The following is a 14,764-nucleotide window of genomic DNA, read 5'->3' as shown; positions in this document are numbered from 1 at the left end:
GGCACGACGGGCGCGGGCCCGGCCTTGCCCGGGGAGTACCCCACGGCCGTACACTGGCCGGGGAAGTTTGGCACTCACCCGCGCCGAGTGCCAGGAGGGGCGTCCGGGCGAAGGACTTCTGGAGGTGTTGCGCGATGCTCAGTGAACGAAGGCTTCAGGTGCTGCGCGCCATCGTCCAGGACTACGTCGGCACCGAGGAGCCCGTCGGCTCCAAGGCCCTCACCGAGCGGCACAACCTCGGCGTCTCCCCGGCCACCGTGCGCAACGACATGGCGGCCCTGGAGGAGGAGGGGTTCATCGCCCAGCCGCACACCAGCGCCGGGCGCATCCCCACCGACAAGGGCTACCGTCTCTTCGTCGACAAGCTGGCCGGCGTCAAGCCGATGACGGCCCCCGAGCGGCGCGCCATCCAGAACTTCCTGGAGGGCGCCGTCGACCTCGACGACGTGGTGGCGCGCACGGTGCGGCTGCTGGCGCAGCTGACCCGGCAGGTCGCCGTCGTCCAGTACCCGTCCCTGACCCGCTCGACCGTGCGGCACGTGGAGCTGCTCTCGCTCGCGCCCGCGCGCCTGATGCTGGTGCTGATCACGGACACCGGCCGGGTGGAGCAGCGGATGGTCGACTGCCCGGTGCCGTTCGGCGAGAGTTCGCTCGCGGACCTGCGCGCGCGGCTCAACAGCCGGGTCGCGGGCCGCCGTTTCACGGACGTGCCGACGCTGGTGGAGGACCTGCCGGACGCCTTCGACCCGGAGGACCGCGGTACGGTCTCGACGGTGCTCTCCACTCTCCTGGAGACGCTGGTCGAGGAGAACGAGGAGCGGCTGATGATCGGCGGCACCGCCAATCTCACCCGCTTCGGGCACGACTTCCCCCTCACGATCCGGCCGGTGCTGGAGGCGCTGGAGGAGCAGATGGTGCTCCTCAAGCTGCTCGGCGAGGCCAAGGATCCGGGCGTGACCGTCCGTATCGGTCATGAGAACGCCCACGAAGGACTCAACTCCACGTCCGTCGTGTCGGTGGGCTACGGTTCGGGCGGCGAGGCGGTTGCCAAGCTCGGCGTGGTCGGACCGACCCGCATGGACTACCCGGGAACGATGGGAGCGGTACGCGCAGTGGCACGGTACGTCGGACAGATCCTGGCGGAGTCGTAGGTGGCCACGGACTATTACGCCGTTCTCGGCGTGCGCCGCGACGCGTCGCAGGAAGAGATCAAGAAGGCCTTCCGGCGGCTCGCGCGCGAGCTGCACCCGGACGTCAATCCGGACCCGAAGACCCAGGAGCGGTTCAAGGAGATCAACGCCGCTTACGAGGTGCTGTCGGACCCGCAGAAGAAGCAGGTCTACGACCTCGGCGGCGACCCGCTCTCCCAGGCCGCCGGCGGTGGCGGGGCCGGTGGCTTCGGCGCGGGCGGCTTCGGCAACTTCTCCGACATCATGGACGCGTTCTTCGGCACGGCGTCGCAGCGCGGGCCGCGCTCGCGCACCCGCCGGGGCCAGGACGCCATGATCCGGATCGAGGTCGAGCTGGACGAGGCCGCGTTCGGCACGACGAAGGACATCCAGGTCGACACGGCCGTCGTCTGCACCACCTGCAACGGTGAGGGCGCGGCGCCGGGCACGAGTGCCCAGACGTGTGACATGTGCCGCGGCCGCGGTGAGGTCTCCCAGGTCACCCGGTCCTTCCTCGGCCAGGTCATGACCTCCCGGCCCTGCCCCCAGTGCCAGGGCTTCGGCACGGTGGTGCCGACGCCGTGCCCCGAGTGCGCCGGTGACGGACGCATCCGCTCGCGCCGCACGCTGACCGTGAAGATCCCGGCCGGTGTCGACAACGGCACGCGGATCCAGCTGGCCGGTGAGGGCGAGGTCGGTCCCGGCGGCGGTCCGGCCGGTGACCTGTACGTCGAGATCCACGAGCTGCCGCACCCGGTGTTCCAGCGCCGCGGTGACGACCTGCACTGCACGGTCACGATTCCCATGACCGCGGCGGCCCTCGGCACCAAGGTGCCGCTGGAGACGCTCGACGGCATGGAGGAGGTCGACATCCGGCCCGGCACGCAGTCCGGGCAGTCGATTCCGCTGCACGGCCGGGGTGTCACGCATCTGCGGGGCGGGGGCCGGGGCGACCTCATCGTGCATGTCGAGGTCACCACGCCGACGAAGCTCGATCCCGAGCAGGAGCGGCTGCTGCGGGAGCTGGCGAAGCTGCGGGGTGAGGAGCGGCCGCAGGGGCAGTTCCAGCCCGGGCAGCAGGGGTTGTTCTCGCGGTTGAAGGACGCGTTCAACGGCCGCTGAGCTCCTGCCGGACGCTCAGCCCGGTTTTTCGCCCCCGCCGCCCCTACCCTCCCCCACTCTCGGCTTCGCTCGAGCGGGGGGACCCCCATCGTCCCCTGGGGGCTGCCGCCCCCAGACCCCCGCTTCGGCCTGAACGGCCTCGTCCTCAAACGCCGGACGGGCTGGTACGTCAGCCCCTCTGGGGGTGCCCCCTCCGGGGGAGTTTGAGGAGCGGGGGTCCGGGGGCGGAGCCCCCGGGGACGGGACGGGTAGGGGCGGCGGGGGCGGAGGAAAAAGCGGGGGATGCTTCTGGCGTATGCCGACGGAAGGCCGGATTCGGACTTGTTCGGAGGTCGTGAAAACATGCCGTCATGTCCTCCGCACTGACCGATCTCTTCCCCTACCCGATCGTGCAGGCTCCCATGGCGGGCGGCGTCTCCGTGCCGCGGCTCGCCGCCGCCGTCTGCGAGGCCGGAGGGCTCGGGTTCCTGGCCGCCGGGTACAAGACCGCCGACGGGATGTACCAGGAGATCAAGCAGGTGCGGGGCCTGACCGGCCGCCCCTTCGGCGTCAACCTCTTCCTTCCGCAGCCGGAGACGTCCGACCCCGCCGCGGTCGACGTCTACGCCCACCAGCTCGCCGGAGAGGCCGGCTGGTACGAGACCGAGCTCGGCGACCGGGACAGCGGCCGGGACGACGGCTACGACACCAAGCTCGCGGTGCTGCTGGACAACCCGGTGCCGGTCGTCTCCTTCCACTTCGGCGTGCCCAGCCGCGACGTCGTCGACTCCCTGCACCGCGTCGGCACCTTCGTCCTGGTCACCGCCACCACGGCGGAGGAGGCCCGGGCCGTGGAGCGGTCCGGCGCGGACGCGGTGATCGCGCAGGGCGTGGAGGCCGGCGGCCACCAGGGCACCCACCGGGACCTGCCGGAGACCGACGGCGGCGGCATGGGCCTGCTGGCGCTGGTCGCCGAGGTCCGCGAGGCGGTGAGCCTGCCCGTCGTCGCCGCCGGCGGCATCATGCGCGGGGCGCAGATCGCCGCGGTGCTCGCGGCCGGGGCGAGCGCCGCCCAGCTCGGCACCGCCTTCCTCGCCACCCCCGAGTCCGGCGCCCACGCCCTGCACAAGCAGGCGCTGACCAACCCCCTCTTCGTCCGCACCGAGCTGACCCGCGCCTTCTCCGGCCGCCCGGCGCGCGGCCTGGTCAACCGCTTCCTGCGCGAGCACGGCCCGTACGCGCCGGCCGCCTACCCGGAGGTGCACCACCTCACCGCGCCGCTGCGGAAGGCGGCGGCGAAGGCCGACGACGCGCAGGGCATGGCGCTGTGGGCGGGGCAGGGCCACCGCATGGCACGCGAGCTGCCCGCCGGTCAGCTGGTGGAGGTCCTCGTCGCCGAACTCGCCGCCGCCGGGACAGCGTTGTCGGCGTACACCGCGGGAGGCGGGAACCGATGACGGCACCGGTGTTCGTGGTGGAGCGCCTCGAGGCGGCCGGCGGCGGCCGGTACGTGCTCGACGGCCCCGAGGGGCGGCACGCCGTCTCCGTGAAGCGGCTGCGGCCCGGCGAGAGCGTGGTCCTCACGGACGGGGCCGGGCGCTGGGCCGAGGGCGAGGTGCTGGCCGCCGAGGGCAAGGACCGGCTCCTCGTCCGGCTCGACCCGGTGACCGAGGAGCCGCCGGAAGAGCCCCGCATCACCGTCGTCCAGGCCCTCCCCAAGGGCGATCGCGGCGAACTGGCCGTCGAGACCATGACCGAGGTCGGCGTGGACGCGATCGTGCCCTGGGCGGCGTCCCGCTGCATCACCCAGTGGAAGGGCGAGCGGGGCCTGAAGGCGCTCGGCAAGTGGCGGGCGACGGCCCGCGAGGCCGGCAAGCAGTCCCGCAGGGTCCGCTTCCCCGAGGTCGCGGACCTCGCCTCCACCAAGCGGGTCGCGGCACTCCTGGCCGCCGCCGACTTCGCCGCCGTACTGCACGAGACCGGCGAGGAGCCGCTGGCCACCGCCGAACTCCCCGGCACCGGCGACATCGTGCTGGTCGTCGGGCCCGAAGGCGGGGTGTCCCCCGAGGAGTTGGCGCTCTTCGCGGACGCCGGGGCGACGCCGTACGTCCTCGGCCGCACCGTGCTGCGGACCTCCACCGCGGGCACCGCGGCTACGGCCCTGCTGCTGGGGCGCACCGGCCGCTGGGGCTGACGGGCGGTCACCGCGGGGTGGTGACCGGATGCGCGCCCGGGGTGGTGCGAAGTGGCCGTATGCGCCCTACCGTCCCGGACCCGCCGGTGGCAGGCTGCCCGGTATGGGGGCATGGAGGCGGATGCTGGGCGCCGGGATCGCCGTGCTCGCCGCAGGCGGGGCCGTCGTCGCCTGCGAGCCGGGCGGGCCGGGTTCCGCGTCCGTGGCGTACACCACCGACGAGACCGTGACGCGGGAGCTGGAGCGGCGCAAGGCCGAGGTGCGGTGGCTCAGTTGCACGGCCGACTACGGCGACGCGTCGCCCTCCGGGGCCTCCGCGCCGGCCGGCGCGGAGACCGTCGCCTCCGTCGACTGCGACGGAGAGACGAAGGACGGCAAGGAGATCACCGTCGACGGGAAGGTGACCCGGGTCGTCGACGGCAGCTGTGTGCGCGGCGAGCTGACCGCGAAGGTGGACGGCAGGCGGTGGTTCCGCGTCGACGGGCTGGGCGACTGCGACGCCACCCCCACCCCGCCCCCGGACGACCCCGGACACAACGGGCCCCGGCCCACCGTCACGGTGACGGTGACCAAGACGGTGTGGTGCCAGGAACGCCCCGGCTGCTGGCCCGAGGGCAAGTGATCCGAACTGATCCAAACCCCTGTCCGGGGCCGTCGCCGCTGCATAGGGTGAGGGCGTGACACAGTCCGCAGCGCCTGCCTACCTCCGGTTTCCGCACCCGCACGGCGAGTTGGTCGCCTTCACCGCCGAGGACGACGTCTGGCTCGCCCCGCTCGACGGCGGACGGGCCTGGCGGGTCAGTGCCGACAACGTGCCGGTGACCCAGCCCCGCATCTCGCCCGACGGCACCACCGTCGCCTGGACCTCCACCCGCGACGGAGCCCCCGAGGTGCACGTCGCGCCCGTGGACGGCGGACCCTCCACGCGCCTGACGTACTGGGGGAGCCCGAAGACCCAGGTCCGCGGCTGGACCCCGGACGGGCAGGTCCTGGCCATCAGCTCCTACGGCCAGGCCAGCCTGCGCCGCACCTGGGCCCGCGCCGTCCCGCTCGACGGGGGACCGGCCACCACACTGCCGTACGGGCCCGTCGGCGACGTCGTCCACGGGCCGCGCACCGTGCTGCTGTCCGCGCCCATGGGCCGCGAGGCCGCCTGGTGGAAGCGGTACCGGGGCGGCACGGCGGGCAAGCTGTGGATCGACCCCGAGGACGACGGGGAGTTCGTCCGGCTCCACGCCGGCCTCGACGGCAACATCGAGTACCCGATGTGGGTGGGGGACAGGCTCGCCTTCCTCTGCGACCACGAGGGCACCGGAGCGCTGTACTCCTCCCTCGCCGACGGCTCCGACCTGCGCCGGCACACCCCGCTCGGTGGTTTCTACGCCCGGCACGCCGCCACCGACGGCACCCGCGTCGTCTACTCCAGCGCCGGCGAGCTGTGGGCGCTGGACGACCTGGACGGCGCCGAGCCGCGCCGGCTCGACGTCCGGCTCGGCGGGCCGCGCGTCGACCTCCAGCCCTACCCGCTGAACGTCTCCCGCTTCTACGGTGCCGCCTCCCCCGACCACACCGCCCGCGGCAGCGCCGTCTGCGTGCGCGGCGGCGTCCACTGGGTGACCCACCGCTCCGGCCCCGCCCGCGCGCTGGCCGCGACGCCCGGCGTCCGGGCCCGGCTGCCGCGCACCTTCCGCGCCGAGGGCGAGGAGTGGGTGGTGTGGGTGACCGACGCCGAGGGCGACGACGCCCTGGAGTTCGCCCCCGCCACCGGCCCGGCGCCCGGCACGACCCCGCGCCGGCTCGCCGCCGGGCGGCTCGGCCGGGTCCTGGAACTGGCCGTGGCGCCCGACGGCGGCCGCGCCGCCGTCGCCTCCCACGACGGGCGGCTGCTGCTCGTCGAACGCGAGACCGGCGAGGTCCGCGAGGTCGACCGCAGCGAGGACGGCGACGTCTGCGGACTGGTCTTCTCGCCCGACTCGGCCTGGCTCGCCTGGTCCCACCCGGGCCCGCGCCCCCTGTGCCAGCTCAAACTGGCCAACACCACCGACCTGACGGTCACCGAGGCGACCCCGCTGCGCTTCCAGGACTACGCCCCCGCCTTCACCCTCGACGGCAAGCACCTGGCGTTCCTGTCGGCCCGCTCCTTCGACCCGGTCTACGACGAGCACGTCTTCGACCTGGCGTTCGTCGAGGGCGTCCGCCCCTACCTGATCACGCTCGCCGCGACCACCCCCTCGCCCTTCGGCCCGCAGCGGCACGGCCGCCCCTTCGAGACCCCGGACCGCGACGAGACCCCCGACAGCGAGGGCACCCCCGCCACCCGCGTCGACCTGGAGGGCCTCGCCGACCGGATCGTGCCGTTCCCCGTCGAGGCCGCCCGCTACTCCGGGCTGCGGGCCGCCAAGGACGGCGTGCTGTGGCTCAGGCACCCCGTCGCCGGTGTGCTCGGCGCCTCCCGGGCCACCCCGGACGACCCCGAACCCAAGACCGAGCTGGAGCGCTACGACCTCGCCCAGCAGCGCGTCGAGCACCTCGCCGCCGACGCCGACGACTTCGAGGTCAGCGGTGACGGCAAGCGGGTGCTGCTGTGGACCGACGGGCGGCTCAAGGTCGTTCCCAGCGATCGGCGCGCCTCGGGCGACGAGGACAGCGACACCAACATCACCGTGGACCTCACCCGGGTGCGCCAGCGGGTCGACCCGGCGGCCGAGTGGCGGCAGATGTACGAGGAGACCGGCCGCCTGATGCGGGACCACTTCTGGCGGCCGGACATGAGCGGCGTCGACTGGGAGGCCGTACGGGACCGCTACCGCCCCGTCCTCGACCGGCTCGCCACCCACGACGACCTGGTCGACCTGCTGTGGGAGGTGCAGGGCGAACTCGGCACCTCGCACGCCTACGTCATGCCGCGCGGCGGACACGGCGGCGGCGCCCGGCAGGGGCTGCTCGGCGCCGACATCTCCCGGCACGAGGACGGCACCTGGCGCGTCGACCGCGTCCTGCCCTCGGAGACCTCCGACCCCGAGGCCCGCTCCCCGCTCGCCGCGCCCGGTGTCGCCGTGCGGGCCGGGGACGCGATCGTCGCCGTCGCCGGGCAGCCCGTCGACCCGGTCACCGGGCCCGGACCGCTGCTGGTCGGCACGGCGGGCAAGCCCGTGGAACTGACCGTCCTGCCCGCCGGCGGCGGCGACCCCCGGCACCCCGTCGTGATCCCCCTCGCCGACGAGGAGGCCCTGCGCTACCACGCCTGGGTCGCCGACCGGCGCGCCTACGTCCACGAGCGCTCCGGCGGCCGGCTCGGCTACCTCCACGTCCCCGACATGCAGGCCCCCGGCTGGGCGCAGATCCACCGCGACCTGCGGGTGGAGGTCGCCCGCGAGGGGCTCGTCGTGGACGTCCGGGAGAACCGCGGCGGCCACACCTCGCAGCTCGTCGTCGAGAAGCTGGCCCGGCGGATCGTCGGCTGGGACCTGCCGCGCGGCATGCGCGCCGAGAGTTACCCCCGGGACGCGCCGCGCGGGCCGGTGGTCGCCGTCGCCAACGAGTTCTCCGGTTCGGACGGCGACATCGTCAACGCGGCGATCAAGGCGCTCGGGCTCGGCCCGGTCGTCGGCACCCGCACCTGGGGCGGCGTCGTCGGCATCGACAGCCGCTACCGGCTGGTCGACGGCACGCTCGTCACCCAGCCCAAGTACGCCTTCTGGCTCCAGGGGTACGGGTGGGGCGTGGAGAACCACGGCGTCGATCCGGACGTGGAGGTGCCGCAGCGTCCGCAGGACCACGCCGCGGGCCGCGACCCCCAGCTGGACGAGGCGGTCCGGATCGCCCTGGAGGCCCTGGAGCGGACCCCGGCGAAGACCCCGCCGAGCCTGCCGTAGAGCCCGGCCCCGGCTCCCGCCGTTCCGCCGAGGCCCGCGGCCACGGCGGGGCGGCGGCCACGGCGGGGCGGCTACGATGCCCGTAGAAGATCACCGGTGTGAGGAGGCCCCATGGCAGGGGAACCGCAGGACGACTGTCTGTTCTGCAAGATCGTCGCGGGGACGATCCCGGCGACGATCGTCCGCGAGACGGAGACCACCGTCGCCTTCCGCGACATCAACCCGCAGGCGCCCACCCACGTCCTGGTGATCCCCAAGGCGCACTACCGGGACGCCGCCGCGCTCGCCGCGGGCGCCCCGGAGCTGGCCGCGGACGTGCTGCGCGAGACGCAGGCCGTCGCCGACGACGAGAAGCTGGACAGCTACCGCATCGTCTTCAACACCGGCACCGGCGCCGGACAGACCGTGTGGCACACCCACGCCCACGTCCTCGGCGGCCGCGGCCTGGAATGGCCCCCGGGGTAAGCCGCCTTGTCCGTACGCGAACTGGTGGTCCTCGGCACCGCCAGCCAGGTCCCCACCCGGCACCGCAACCACAACGGCTACCTGCTGCGCTGGGACGGCGAGGGCATCCTGTTCGACCCCGGCGAGGGCACCCAGCGGCAGATGCTGCGCGCCGGGGTCGCCGCCCACGACCTGAACCGGATCTGTGTCACCCATTTCCACGGCGACCACAGCCTCGGCCTGGCCGGCGTCATCCAGCGCATCAACCTGGACCGGGTCCCGCACGAGATCACCGCCCACTACCCCCGCTCCGGGCAGCGCTTCTTCGACCGCCTGCGGTACGCCACCGCCTACCGGGAGACCGTCGAGCTGACCGAGGCCCCGGTCGACGCCGACGGGCCCCTCGCGGTCACCCCCGGCTACACCCTCCAGGCCCGCCGGCTCTCCCACCCCGTGGAGTCCTACGGCTACCGGCTCACCGAGCCCGACGGCCGCCGCATGCTCCCCGAGCGCCTCGCCGCGCACGGCGTCCGGGGCCCCGACGTCGGCCGGATCCAGCGCGAGGGCGAGCTGAACGGCGTGCGGCTGGAGGACGTCAGCGAGGTGCGACGCGGCCAGCGGTTCGCGTTCGTCATGGACACCCGGCTGTGCGAGGGGGTGCACGCGCTCGCCGACGGCTGCGACCTGCTCGTCATCGAGTCCACGTTCCTCGACGAGGACGAGGAACTGGCCGTCGAGCACGGCCATCTGACCGCCGGGCAGGCGGCCCGGGTGGCCAGGGACGCGGGCGTGCGGCACCTGGTCCTCACCCACTTCAGCCAGCGCTACTCGGACCCCGGGGAGTTCGAGCGGCAGGCACGGGCCGCCGGCTACGACGGCGAGCTGACCGTCGCGCACGACCTGCTGCGGGTGGCCGTTCCGAAACGTCGGTGAGACCGCCGTACGATGCACTGATGCCCCTGCCCAAAGCCGAACTGCACCTGCACATCGAAGGCACCCTGGAACCGGAGCTGGCGTTCGAGCTGGCCGCGCGCAACGGCGTCGCCCTGCCCTACGCCGACACCGACGCCCTCCGCGAGGCCTACCGCTTCACCGACCTCCAGTCCTTCCTGAACCTGTACTACGAACTGATGGCCGTCCTGCGCACCGAGCGGGACTTCACCGACCTCGCCGACGCCTACCTGGCCCGCGCCGCCGCCCAGGGCGTGCGGCACGCGGAGATCTTCTTCGACCCGCAGGCCCACCTGTCCCGGGGCGTCGGGATGAGCACCGTGGTCGAAGGACTCGGGCGGGCGCTGGACCGCGGCGAGGAGAGGCACGGCGTCTCCACCCGGCTGATCCTGTGCTTCCTGCGGGACGAGTCCGCCGAGTCGGCCCTCGAGACACTGCACCTGGCCAAGCCCCACCTCGACCGGATCACCGGTGTCGGCCTGGACTCCGCGGCGGTCGGGTACCCGCCGGCGAAGTTCCGCGAGGTCTACGAGGCCGCCGCCGCGCTCGGGCTGCGGCGGGTCGCGCACGCCGGCGAGGAGGGGCCGCCGGAGTACATCACCGAGGCCCTGGACGTCCTCGGCGTCGAACGCGTCGACCACGGCCTGCGCTGCGTGGAGGACCCGGCGCTGGTGGAGCGGCTGGTGCGCGAGCGGGTCCCGCTGACCCTGTGCCCGCTGTCCAACGTCCGGCTGCGCACCGTCGACACCCTCGCCGGCCACCCGCTGCCCGCCATGCTGGACGCCGGCCTGATGTGCACCGTCAACTCCGACGACCCCGCCTACTTCGGCGGCTACGCCGGCGACAACTTCGACGCCGTGCGCGACACCCTCGGCCTGCCGCCGGAGCGGCTGCGCGAACTGGCCCGGAACTCCTTCCTCGCCGCCTTCCTCGACGACGACGAGGAACGACGGGCGCGGTACCTCGCGGAGGTGGAGGCGTACACCTTCCCGGCGTAGCGCGGGATCAGTGCCCGGTCCCCGGTGTGGCCGCCGACTGCCGGGGCCCCGCCGTGCCGTAGGCCCGCTGCACGGGGACGGCCGGGGCGTCCACGGAGATCTCCACGACCGGTTGCTCGGGGGCACCGACCTCGGGGACCGCGCCGCCGGCCGTGCCCGTGGTGGCGGCGACCACGGCCGCCGGGTGGCCGCCGCGGCGGCGGACCGCGCCGGGCAGCAGCGGGCGCCCGCCGGTGTGCAGGGCGACCGCGGTCATCGGCACGGCGATCAGCAGCAGCCCGGCGGCCAGGACCAGGCCCATGACCGGGTAGCCGGCCTGCGCGGAGAGCGCACTGCCGGTCAGCGGCCCGGCCGCCGTGCCGAGCGCGGAGGCCGACCCGACGAGCACCGCCCACCGGCCGCGCGGGTCGAGCGAGGCGGCGAGGCCGATCAGGTACGACAGCACCACCGGGTAGCAGGTGTTCCAGGCGATCTCGCCGATCGCGAAGGCCGCCGGACCGGTCGCGGACGCGGTCAGCGCGATGCAGCCGCCGATCAGGACGGTCCCGGCGCCGATCGGCACCGCGCGCCCGAGCCGGGCCCCCAGCGCGCCGGCCGCCAGCACTCCGACCAGTCCGGCGCCGAGGGCCGCCGCGAAGACGGCACCGAGGGCGGCGTCACCGAGGCCGGCCTGGGTCAGCCCTATCCGGCCGCTGACGCCCCACAGGGAGTTCTGCGCCAGCGACCAGAGGACCATCGCGCCGGCCAGCACCAGGCCGGAGCGGCGGCGGGGGAGCGGGGCGGCGGCCTCGGCGGCCCGCGATGCCACGGAAGCCGTGGCGCGGCCTGCCCCGGCGGCCGTGGCCCGCTCACCGCCCGGCAGCCGGCCGGTGAGCGGACACACCGCGAGCGCGGTCAGCGCGATGGCGGCCAGCGGCAGCCCGTGCGCCCGGCCCAGGTGCGGCACCGTCAGATACACGGCGCCGGCCAGCGCGGACACGGTCAGCAGACCGAGCGTGGAGGCCCGGTGCGGGTCCTTCTGCGCGGCGATCCCGGTCGCGGCGACCGTGGTGGCGGTGCCGGAGCCGAACCCGCCCACCACCGCGCCGGCGACGACGACCGGGACGTCGGTGGTGAGGGCGGCGGTGCCGTAGCCGAGGGCGGCCAGGACGAGGCCGAGACGGGCCAGCGAGCGCGCGCCGAGGCGCTCGACGCGGGAGGCGAGCAGGAAGCCCGCCGTCGCCGAACTCAGCAGCAGGGCACTGCCGACGGCCCCGGCCTGGGTGGCCGTCAGGGGCAGCCCGGTGTCGAGCCTGCCGACGGTGGTGGGCAGCAGATACGGGGCGAGGTACCCGGCCGTGAAGAGGGCGACGAGGGGCCAGGAGGTGGTGCGGGCGAACACGGGCGTTCCCTGGGCATGCGAAAGGAAGGGGTATCGAGGGGGAGGAGCGACGACCGTCGACGGACAGGAACGCGCGGGCAATTTGTATCAAGCACTCAGTCGCGCGAGCGAAGCGAAAGAGTGTGATGTGGACCACTTTTGCGTTTGGGGTCCGAGAGGTGGGGTAGCAGAGTGCGTCACCCCTGGTGGGAAGGCGACTCACCGGTCGTTTCCCGGCCGGCGACGGACCGGCCCCGCACCGGGGCGCACAGGCCGTGGCGCCGGGGCGCACAGGCCGTGCCGCTCCGCCGGCCCGGCGCCGATGCCGTCCGGGTTGTCGGTGCCGTGGTGCACACTGGCTGGATCCGCACCACGTCAGTCCGTGTCAGGGAGCGCACCGTGACAGCGTTCACCGTGTCCACCGCGTCCGCGTCCGCGGTCACCGGCAGGCCCGCCCACCGCGCCGACGGGCAGTCGCACCACCACTCCCACGTCGACCCCCTGGCCGCCGTGCGCGCACCGGGTGACCCGTCCTGCGACGTGTACCTCACGGGCACCGTCTTCCTCGACATCGTCTTCACCGGGCTCGACTCCGCCCCGGTGCGCGGTACGGAGTCCTGGGCGCGCGGCATGGGGTCGAGCCCGGGCGGTGTGGCCAACATGGCGACCGCCCTGGCCCGCCTCGGCCTGCACACCTCGCTCGCCGCGGCCTTCGGCGACGACCACTACGGCGACTACTGCCGGGACGCCCTGGAGCAGGGCGAGGGCATCGACCTGGCCTTCTCCCGCACCGTGCCCGGCTGGCACTCACCGGTGACGGTCTCCATGGCGTACGAGGGGGAGCGCACCATGGTCTCCCACGGGCACGAGCCGCCCCCGGAGGAACCGGCCCCCGACTGCCCGCCCCGGGCGCGCGCCGCCATCGCCTCGCTCACCCCCGGCCACCGCGCCGCCTGGATCGCGCAGGCCGCCGCGAAGGGCACCCGCGTCTTCGCCGACGTCGGCTGGGACGACACCGGTGCCTGGGACCTGGCGGGCCTGCCGGACCTCGCGCACTGCGAGGCCTTCCTGCCGAACGCCGAGGAGGCCATGCGCTACACCGGCACCGACTGCCCGCGCGCCGCCGCCCACGCCCTGACCCGGCACGTGCCGCTCGCCGTGGTCACCCTCGGCTCGGAGGGCGCCTACGCGGTGGACCGGCGCACGGGGGAGACCGCCGAGGTCCCGGCCATCGAGGTCGAGGCGCTGGACCCGACGGGCGCCGGTGACGTCTTCGTCGCCGGGTTCGTCACCGGCACGCTGGCCGGCTGGCCGCTGGCCGACCGGCTGGCCTTCGCGGGACTGACCGCCGCCCTGTCCGTCCAGGAGTTCGGCGGCTCGCTGTCGGCGCCGGGCTGGTGCGAGGTCGCGACGTGGTGGCGCAGGGTGCAGTCGGTCGAGGGCCAGGACCCGGCGGCGCTGCGCCGCTACGCGTTCCTCGCCGGTCTGGTCCCCGACGAGCCGGTCCGGCCCTGGCCGCTGCGCAGGGCGGTCCCGACCATCGGCTTCCGCCGCCCGGCGTGAGCCACGGCCAGGCGATGCCCGTCGGCGGCCGGCTCGGCGGAGCCGGTTCGGCGGGGACCTGCTTGGCGGGGGGCCGGCTCAGAAACCGAGCCGGCGCAGCTGCTTGGGGTCGCGCTGCCAGTCCTTGGCGACCTTCACGTGCAGGTCCAGGAAGACGGGCGTGCCCAGCAGGGCCTCGATCTGCTTGCGGGACTTGATGCCGACGTCCTTCAGGCGCTTGCCCTTGGGACCGATGATGATCCCCTTCTGGCTGGGGCGCTCGATGAAGACGTTGGCGTGGATGTCGAGCAGTGGCTTGTCGGCGGGGCGATCCTCGCGCGGCAGCATCTCCTCGACGACCACCGCGATGGAGTGCGGCAGCTCGTCCCGTACGCCCTCCAGCGCGGCCTCGCGGATCAGCTCGGCGACCATGACCTGCTCGGGCTCGTCGGTGAGATCGCCCTCCGGGTAGAGCGCGGGGCCCTCGGGCAGCAGCGGGATCAGCAGGTCGGCGAGGAGGTCCACCTGCTTGTTCGCGGTGGCCGACACCGGCACGATCTCGGCCCAGGTGATCCCCAGCTCCTTGCCGAGCTGGTCGACGGCGATGAGCTGCTCGGCCAGGGCCTTGGAGTCGACCAGGTCGGTCTTGGTGACGACGGCGACCTTCGGGGTCTTCCTGATCCCGGCCAGCTCCTTGGCGATGAACCGGTCGCCGGGGCCGATCTTCTCGTTGGCCGGCAGACAGAAGCCGATCACGTCGACCTCGGCCCACGTGGTGCGCACCACGTCGTTGAGCCGCTCGCCGAGCAGCGTGCGCGGCTTGTGCAGGCCCGGGGTGTCCACCAGGATCAGCTGGGAGTCCGGCCGGTGCACGATGCCGCGCACGGTGTGCCGGGTGGTCTGCGGCCGGTTCGAGGTGATCGCCACCTTCTGCCCGACCAGAGCGTTCGTGAGGGTGGACTTGCCCGCGTTGGGGCGGCCCACGAAGCAGGCGAAACCGGCCCTGTGGACAGCCTCGGCCGGCTCTTCGGATGACTGGGTACGAACGCTCATGGCGCCCATTCTCCCTGATCCCCGGAGCCGCGCCGTACCATCCGCGGCCCCGGCCCGCCGGACCGCCCGGGGAGCGG

The 14,764-nt window shown here is 74.2% G+C and carries 12 protein-coding genes; 10 read left to right on the top strand and 2 right to left on the bottom strand.

What is annotated here, in order from left to right; translation table 11 throughout:
- Positions 1-134: 134 nt before the first annotated feature.
- From hrcA to ACZ45Q_RS07565, 9 genes are all read left to right on the top strand, one after another.
- On the top strand, positions 135-1,151 hold the full coding sequence (gene hrcA, locus ACZ45Q_RS07605) for a heat-inducible transcriptional repressor HrcA (protein WP_468256353.1): 1,017 nt from the start codon (positions 135-137) through the stop codon (positions 1,149-1,151).
- Entirely contained in the window at positions 1,152-2,291 is a 1,140-nt protein-coding gene (gene dnaJ, locus ACZ45Q_RS07600) for a molecular chaperone DnaJ (RefSeq protein ID WP_468256351.1), read from the top strand. It abuts the gene before it with no gap.
- A gap of 350 nt (positions 2,292-2,641) precedes the next feature.
- A complete protein-coding gene (locus ACZ45Q_RS07595) occupies positions 2,642-3,727 on the top strand; it encodes a nitronate monooxygenase (protein WP_468256349.1) in 1,086 nt (361 codons plus the stop codon).
- A complete protein-coding gene (locus tag ACZ45Q_RS07590; RefSeq protein ID WP_468256347.1) occupies positions 3,724-4,464 on the top strand; it encodes a 16S rRNA (uracil(1498)-N(3))-methyltransferase in 741 nt (246 codons plus the stop codon). The genes ACZ45Q_RS07595 and ACZ45Q_RS07590 overlap by 4 nt, the downstream gene beginning before the upstream one ends.
- A 103-nt stretch (positions 4,465-4,567) precedes the next feature.
- Complete coding sequence (locus tag ACZ45Q_RS07585; RefSeq protein WP_468256344.1) at positions 4,568-5,086, top strand: hypothetical protein; 519 nt, start codon at positions 4,568-4,570, stop codon at positions 5,084-5,086.
- A 55-nt stretch (positions 5,087-5,141) separates the two neighbouring features.
- A complete protein-coding gene (locus ACZ45Q_RS07580; RefSeq protein ID WP_468256342.1) occupies positions 5,142-8,339 on the top strand; it encodes a S41 family peptidase in 3,198 nt (1,065 codons plus the stop codon).
- A 111-nt stretch (positions 8,340-8,450) separates the two neighbouring features.
- Positions 8,451-8,804 (top strand): histidine triad nucleotide-binding protein, encoded by a 354-nt coding sequence (locus tag ACZ45Q_RS07575; RefSeq protein WP_468256340.1) that lies wholly within the window; start codon positions 8,451-8,453, stop codon positions 8,802-8,804.
- A gap of 6 nt (positions 8,805-8,810) precedes the next feature.
- Positions 8,811-9,716, top strand: coding sequence for a ribonuclease Z (locus ACZ45Q_RS07570; RefSeq protein WP_468256338.1), 906 nt, complete (start codon positions 8,811-8,813; stop codon positions 9,714-9,716).
- 20 nt (positions 9,717-9,736) lie between these two features.
- Positions 9,737-10,732 (top strand): adenosine deaminase, encoded by a 996-nt coding sequence (locus ACZ45Q_RS07565; protein ID WP_468256336.1) that lies wholly within the window; start codon positions 9,737-9,739, stop codon positions 10,730-10,732.
- A 7-nt stretch (positions 10,733-10,739) separates the two neighbouring features.
- Here ACZ45Q_RS07565 and ACZ45Q_RS07560 read toward each other — a convergent pair whose 3' ends face one another.
- Positions 10,740-12,113 (bottom strand): MFS transporter, encoded by a 1,374-nt coding sequence (locus ACZ45Q_RS07560; RefSeq protein WP_468256334.1) that lies wholly within the window; start codon positions 12,111-12,113, stop codon positions 10,740-10,742.
- A gap of 378 nt (positions 12,114-12,491) precedes the next feature.
- Here ACZ45Q_RS07560 and ACZ45Q_RS07555 point away from each other — a divergent pair, with 378 nt between their 5' ends.
- Positions 12,492-13,655, top strand: coding sequence for a carbohydrate kinase family protein (locus ACZ45Q_RS07555; protein WP_468256332.1), 1,164 nt, complete (start codon positions 12,492-12,494; stop codon positions 13,653-13,655).
- Positions 13,656-13,733: 78 nt separating this feature from the next.
- Here the strand turns inward: ACZ45Q_RS07555 and era are convergent, their stop codons facing one another.
- Positions 13,734-14,687 carry a GTPase Era gene (gene era / locus ACZ45Q_RS07550; protein WP_468256330.1) on the bottom strand — a complete coding sequence of 318 codons (954 nt, stop codon included), beginning with the start codon at positions 14,685-14,687 and terminating at the stop codon, positions 13,734-13,736.
- Between the last annotated feature and the right edge of the window lie 77 nt (positions 14,688-14,764).

The organism is Streptomyces sp. NPDC031049 (assembly GCF_055571015.1).
Note: the sequence above shows the minus strand (reverse complement) of the source record. Positions and strands in the feature narration are given on the sequence as shown.

Coding starts and splice junctions, on each gene's coding strand:
- ACZ45Q_RS07575 (WP_468256340.1), top strand. CDS start 8,451: ATGGCAGGGGAACCGCAGGACGACTGTCTGTTCTGCAAGATCGTCGCG.
- ACZ45Q_RS07565 (WP_468256336.1), top strand. CDS start 9,737: ATGCCCCTGCCCAAAGCCGAACTGCACCTGCACATCGAAGGCACCCTG.
- era (WP_468256330.1), bottom strand. CDS start 14,687: ATGAGCGTTCGTACCCAGTCATCCGAAGAGCCGGCCGAGGCTGTCCAC.
- ACZ45Q_RS07595 (WP_468256349.1), top strand. CDS start 2,642: ATGTCCTCCGCACTGACCGATCTCTTCCCCTACCCGATCGTGCAGGCT.
- hrcA (WP_468256353.1), top strand. CDS start 135: ATGCTCAGTGAACGAAGGCTTCAGGTGCTGCGCGCCATCGTCCAGGAC.
- ACZ45Q_RS07585 (WP_468256344.1), top strand. CDS start 4,568: ATGGGGGCATGGAGGCGGATGCTGGGCGCCGGGATCGCCGTGCTCGCC.
- ACZ45Q_RS07590 (WP_468256347.1), top strand. CDS start 3,724: ATGACGGCACCGGTGTTCGTGGTGGAGCGCCTCGAGGCGGCCGGCGGC.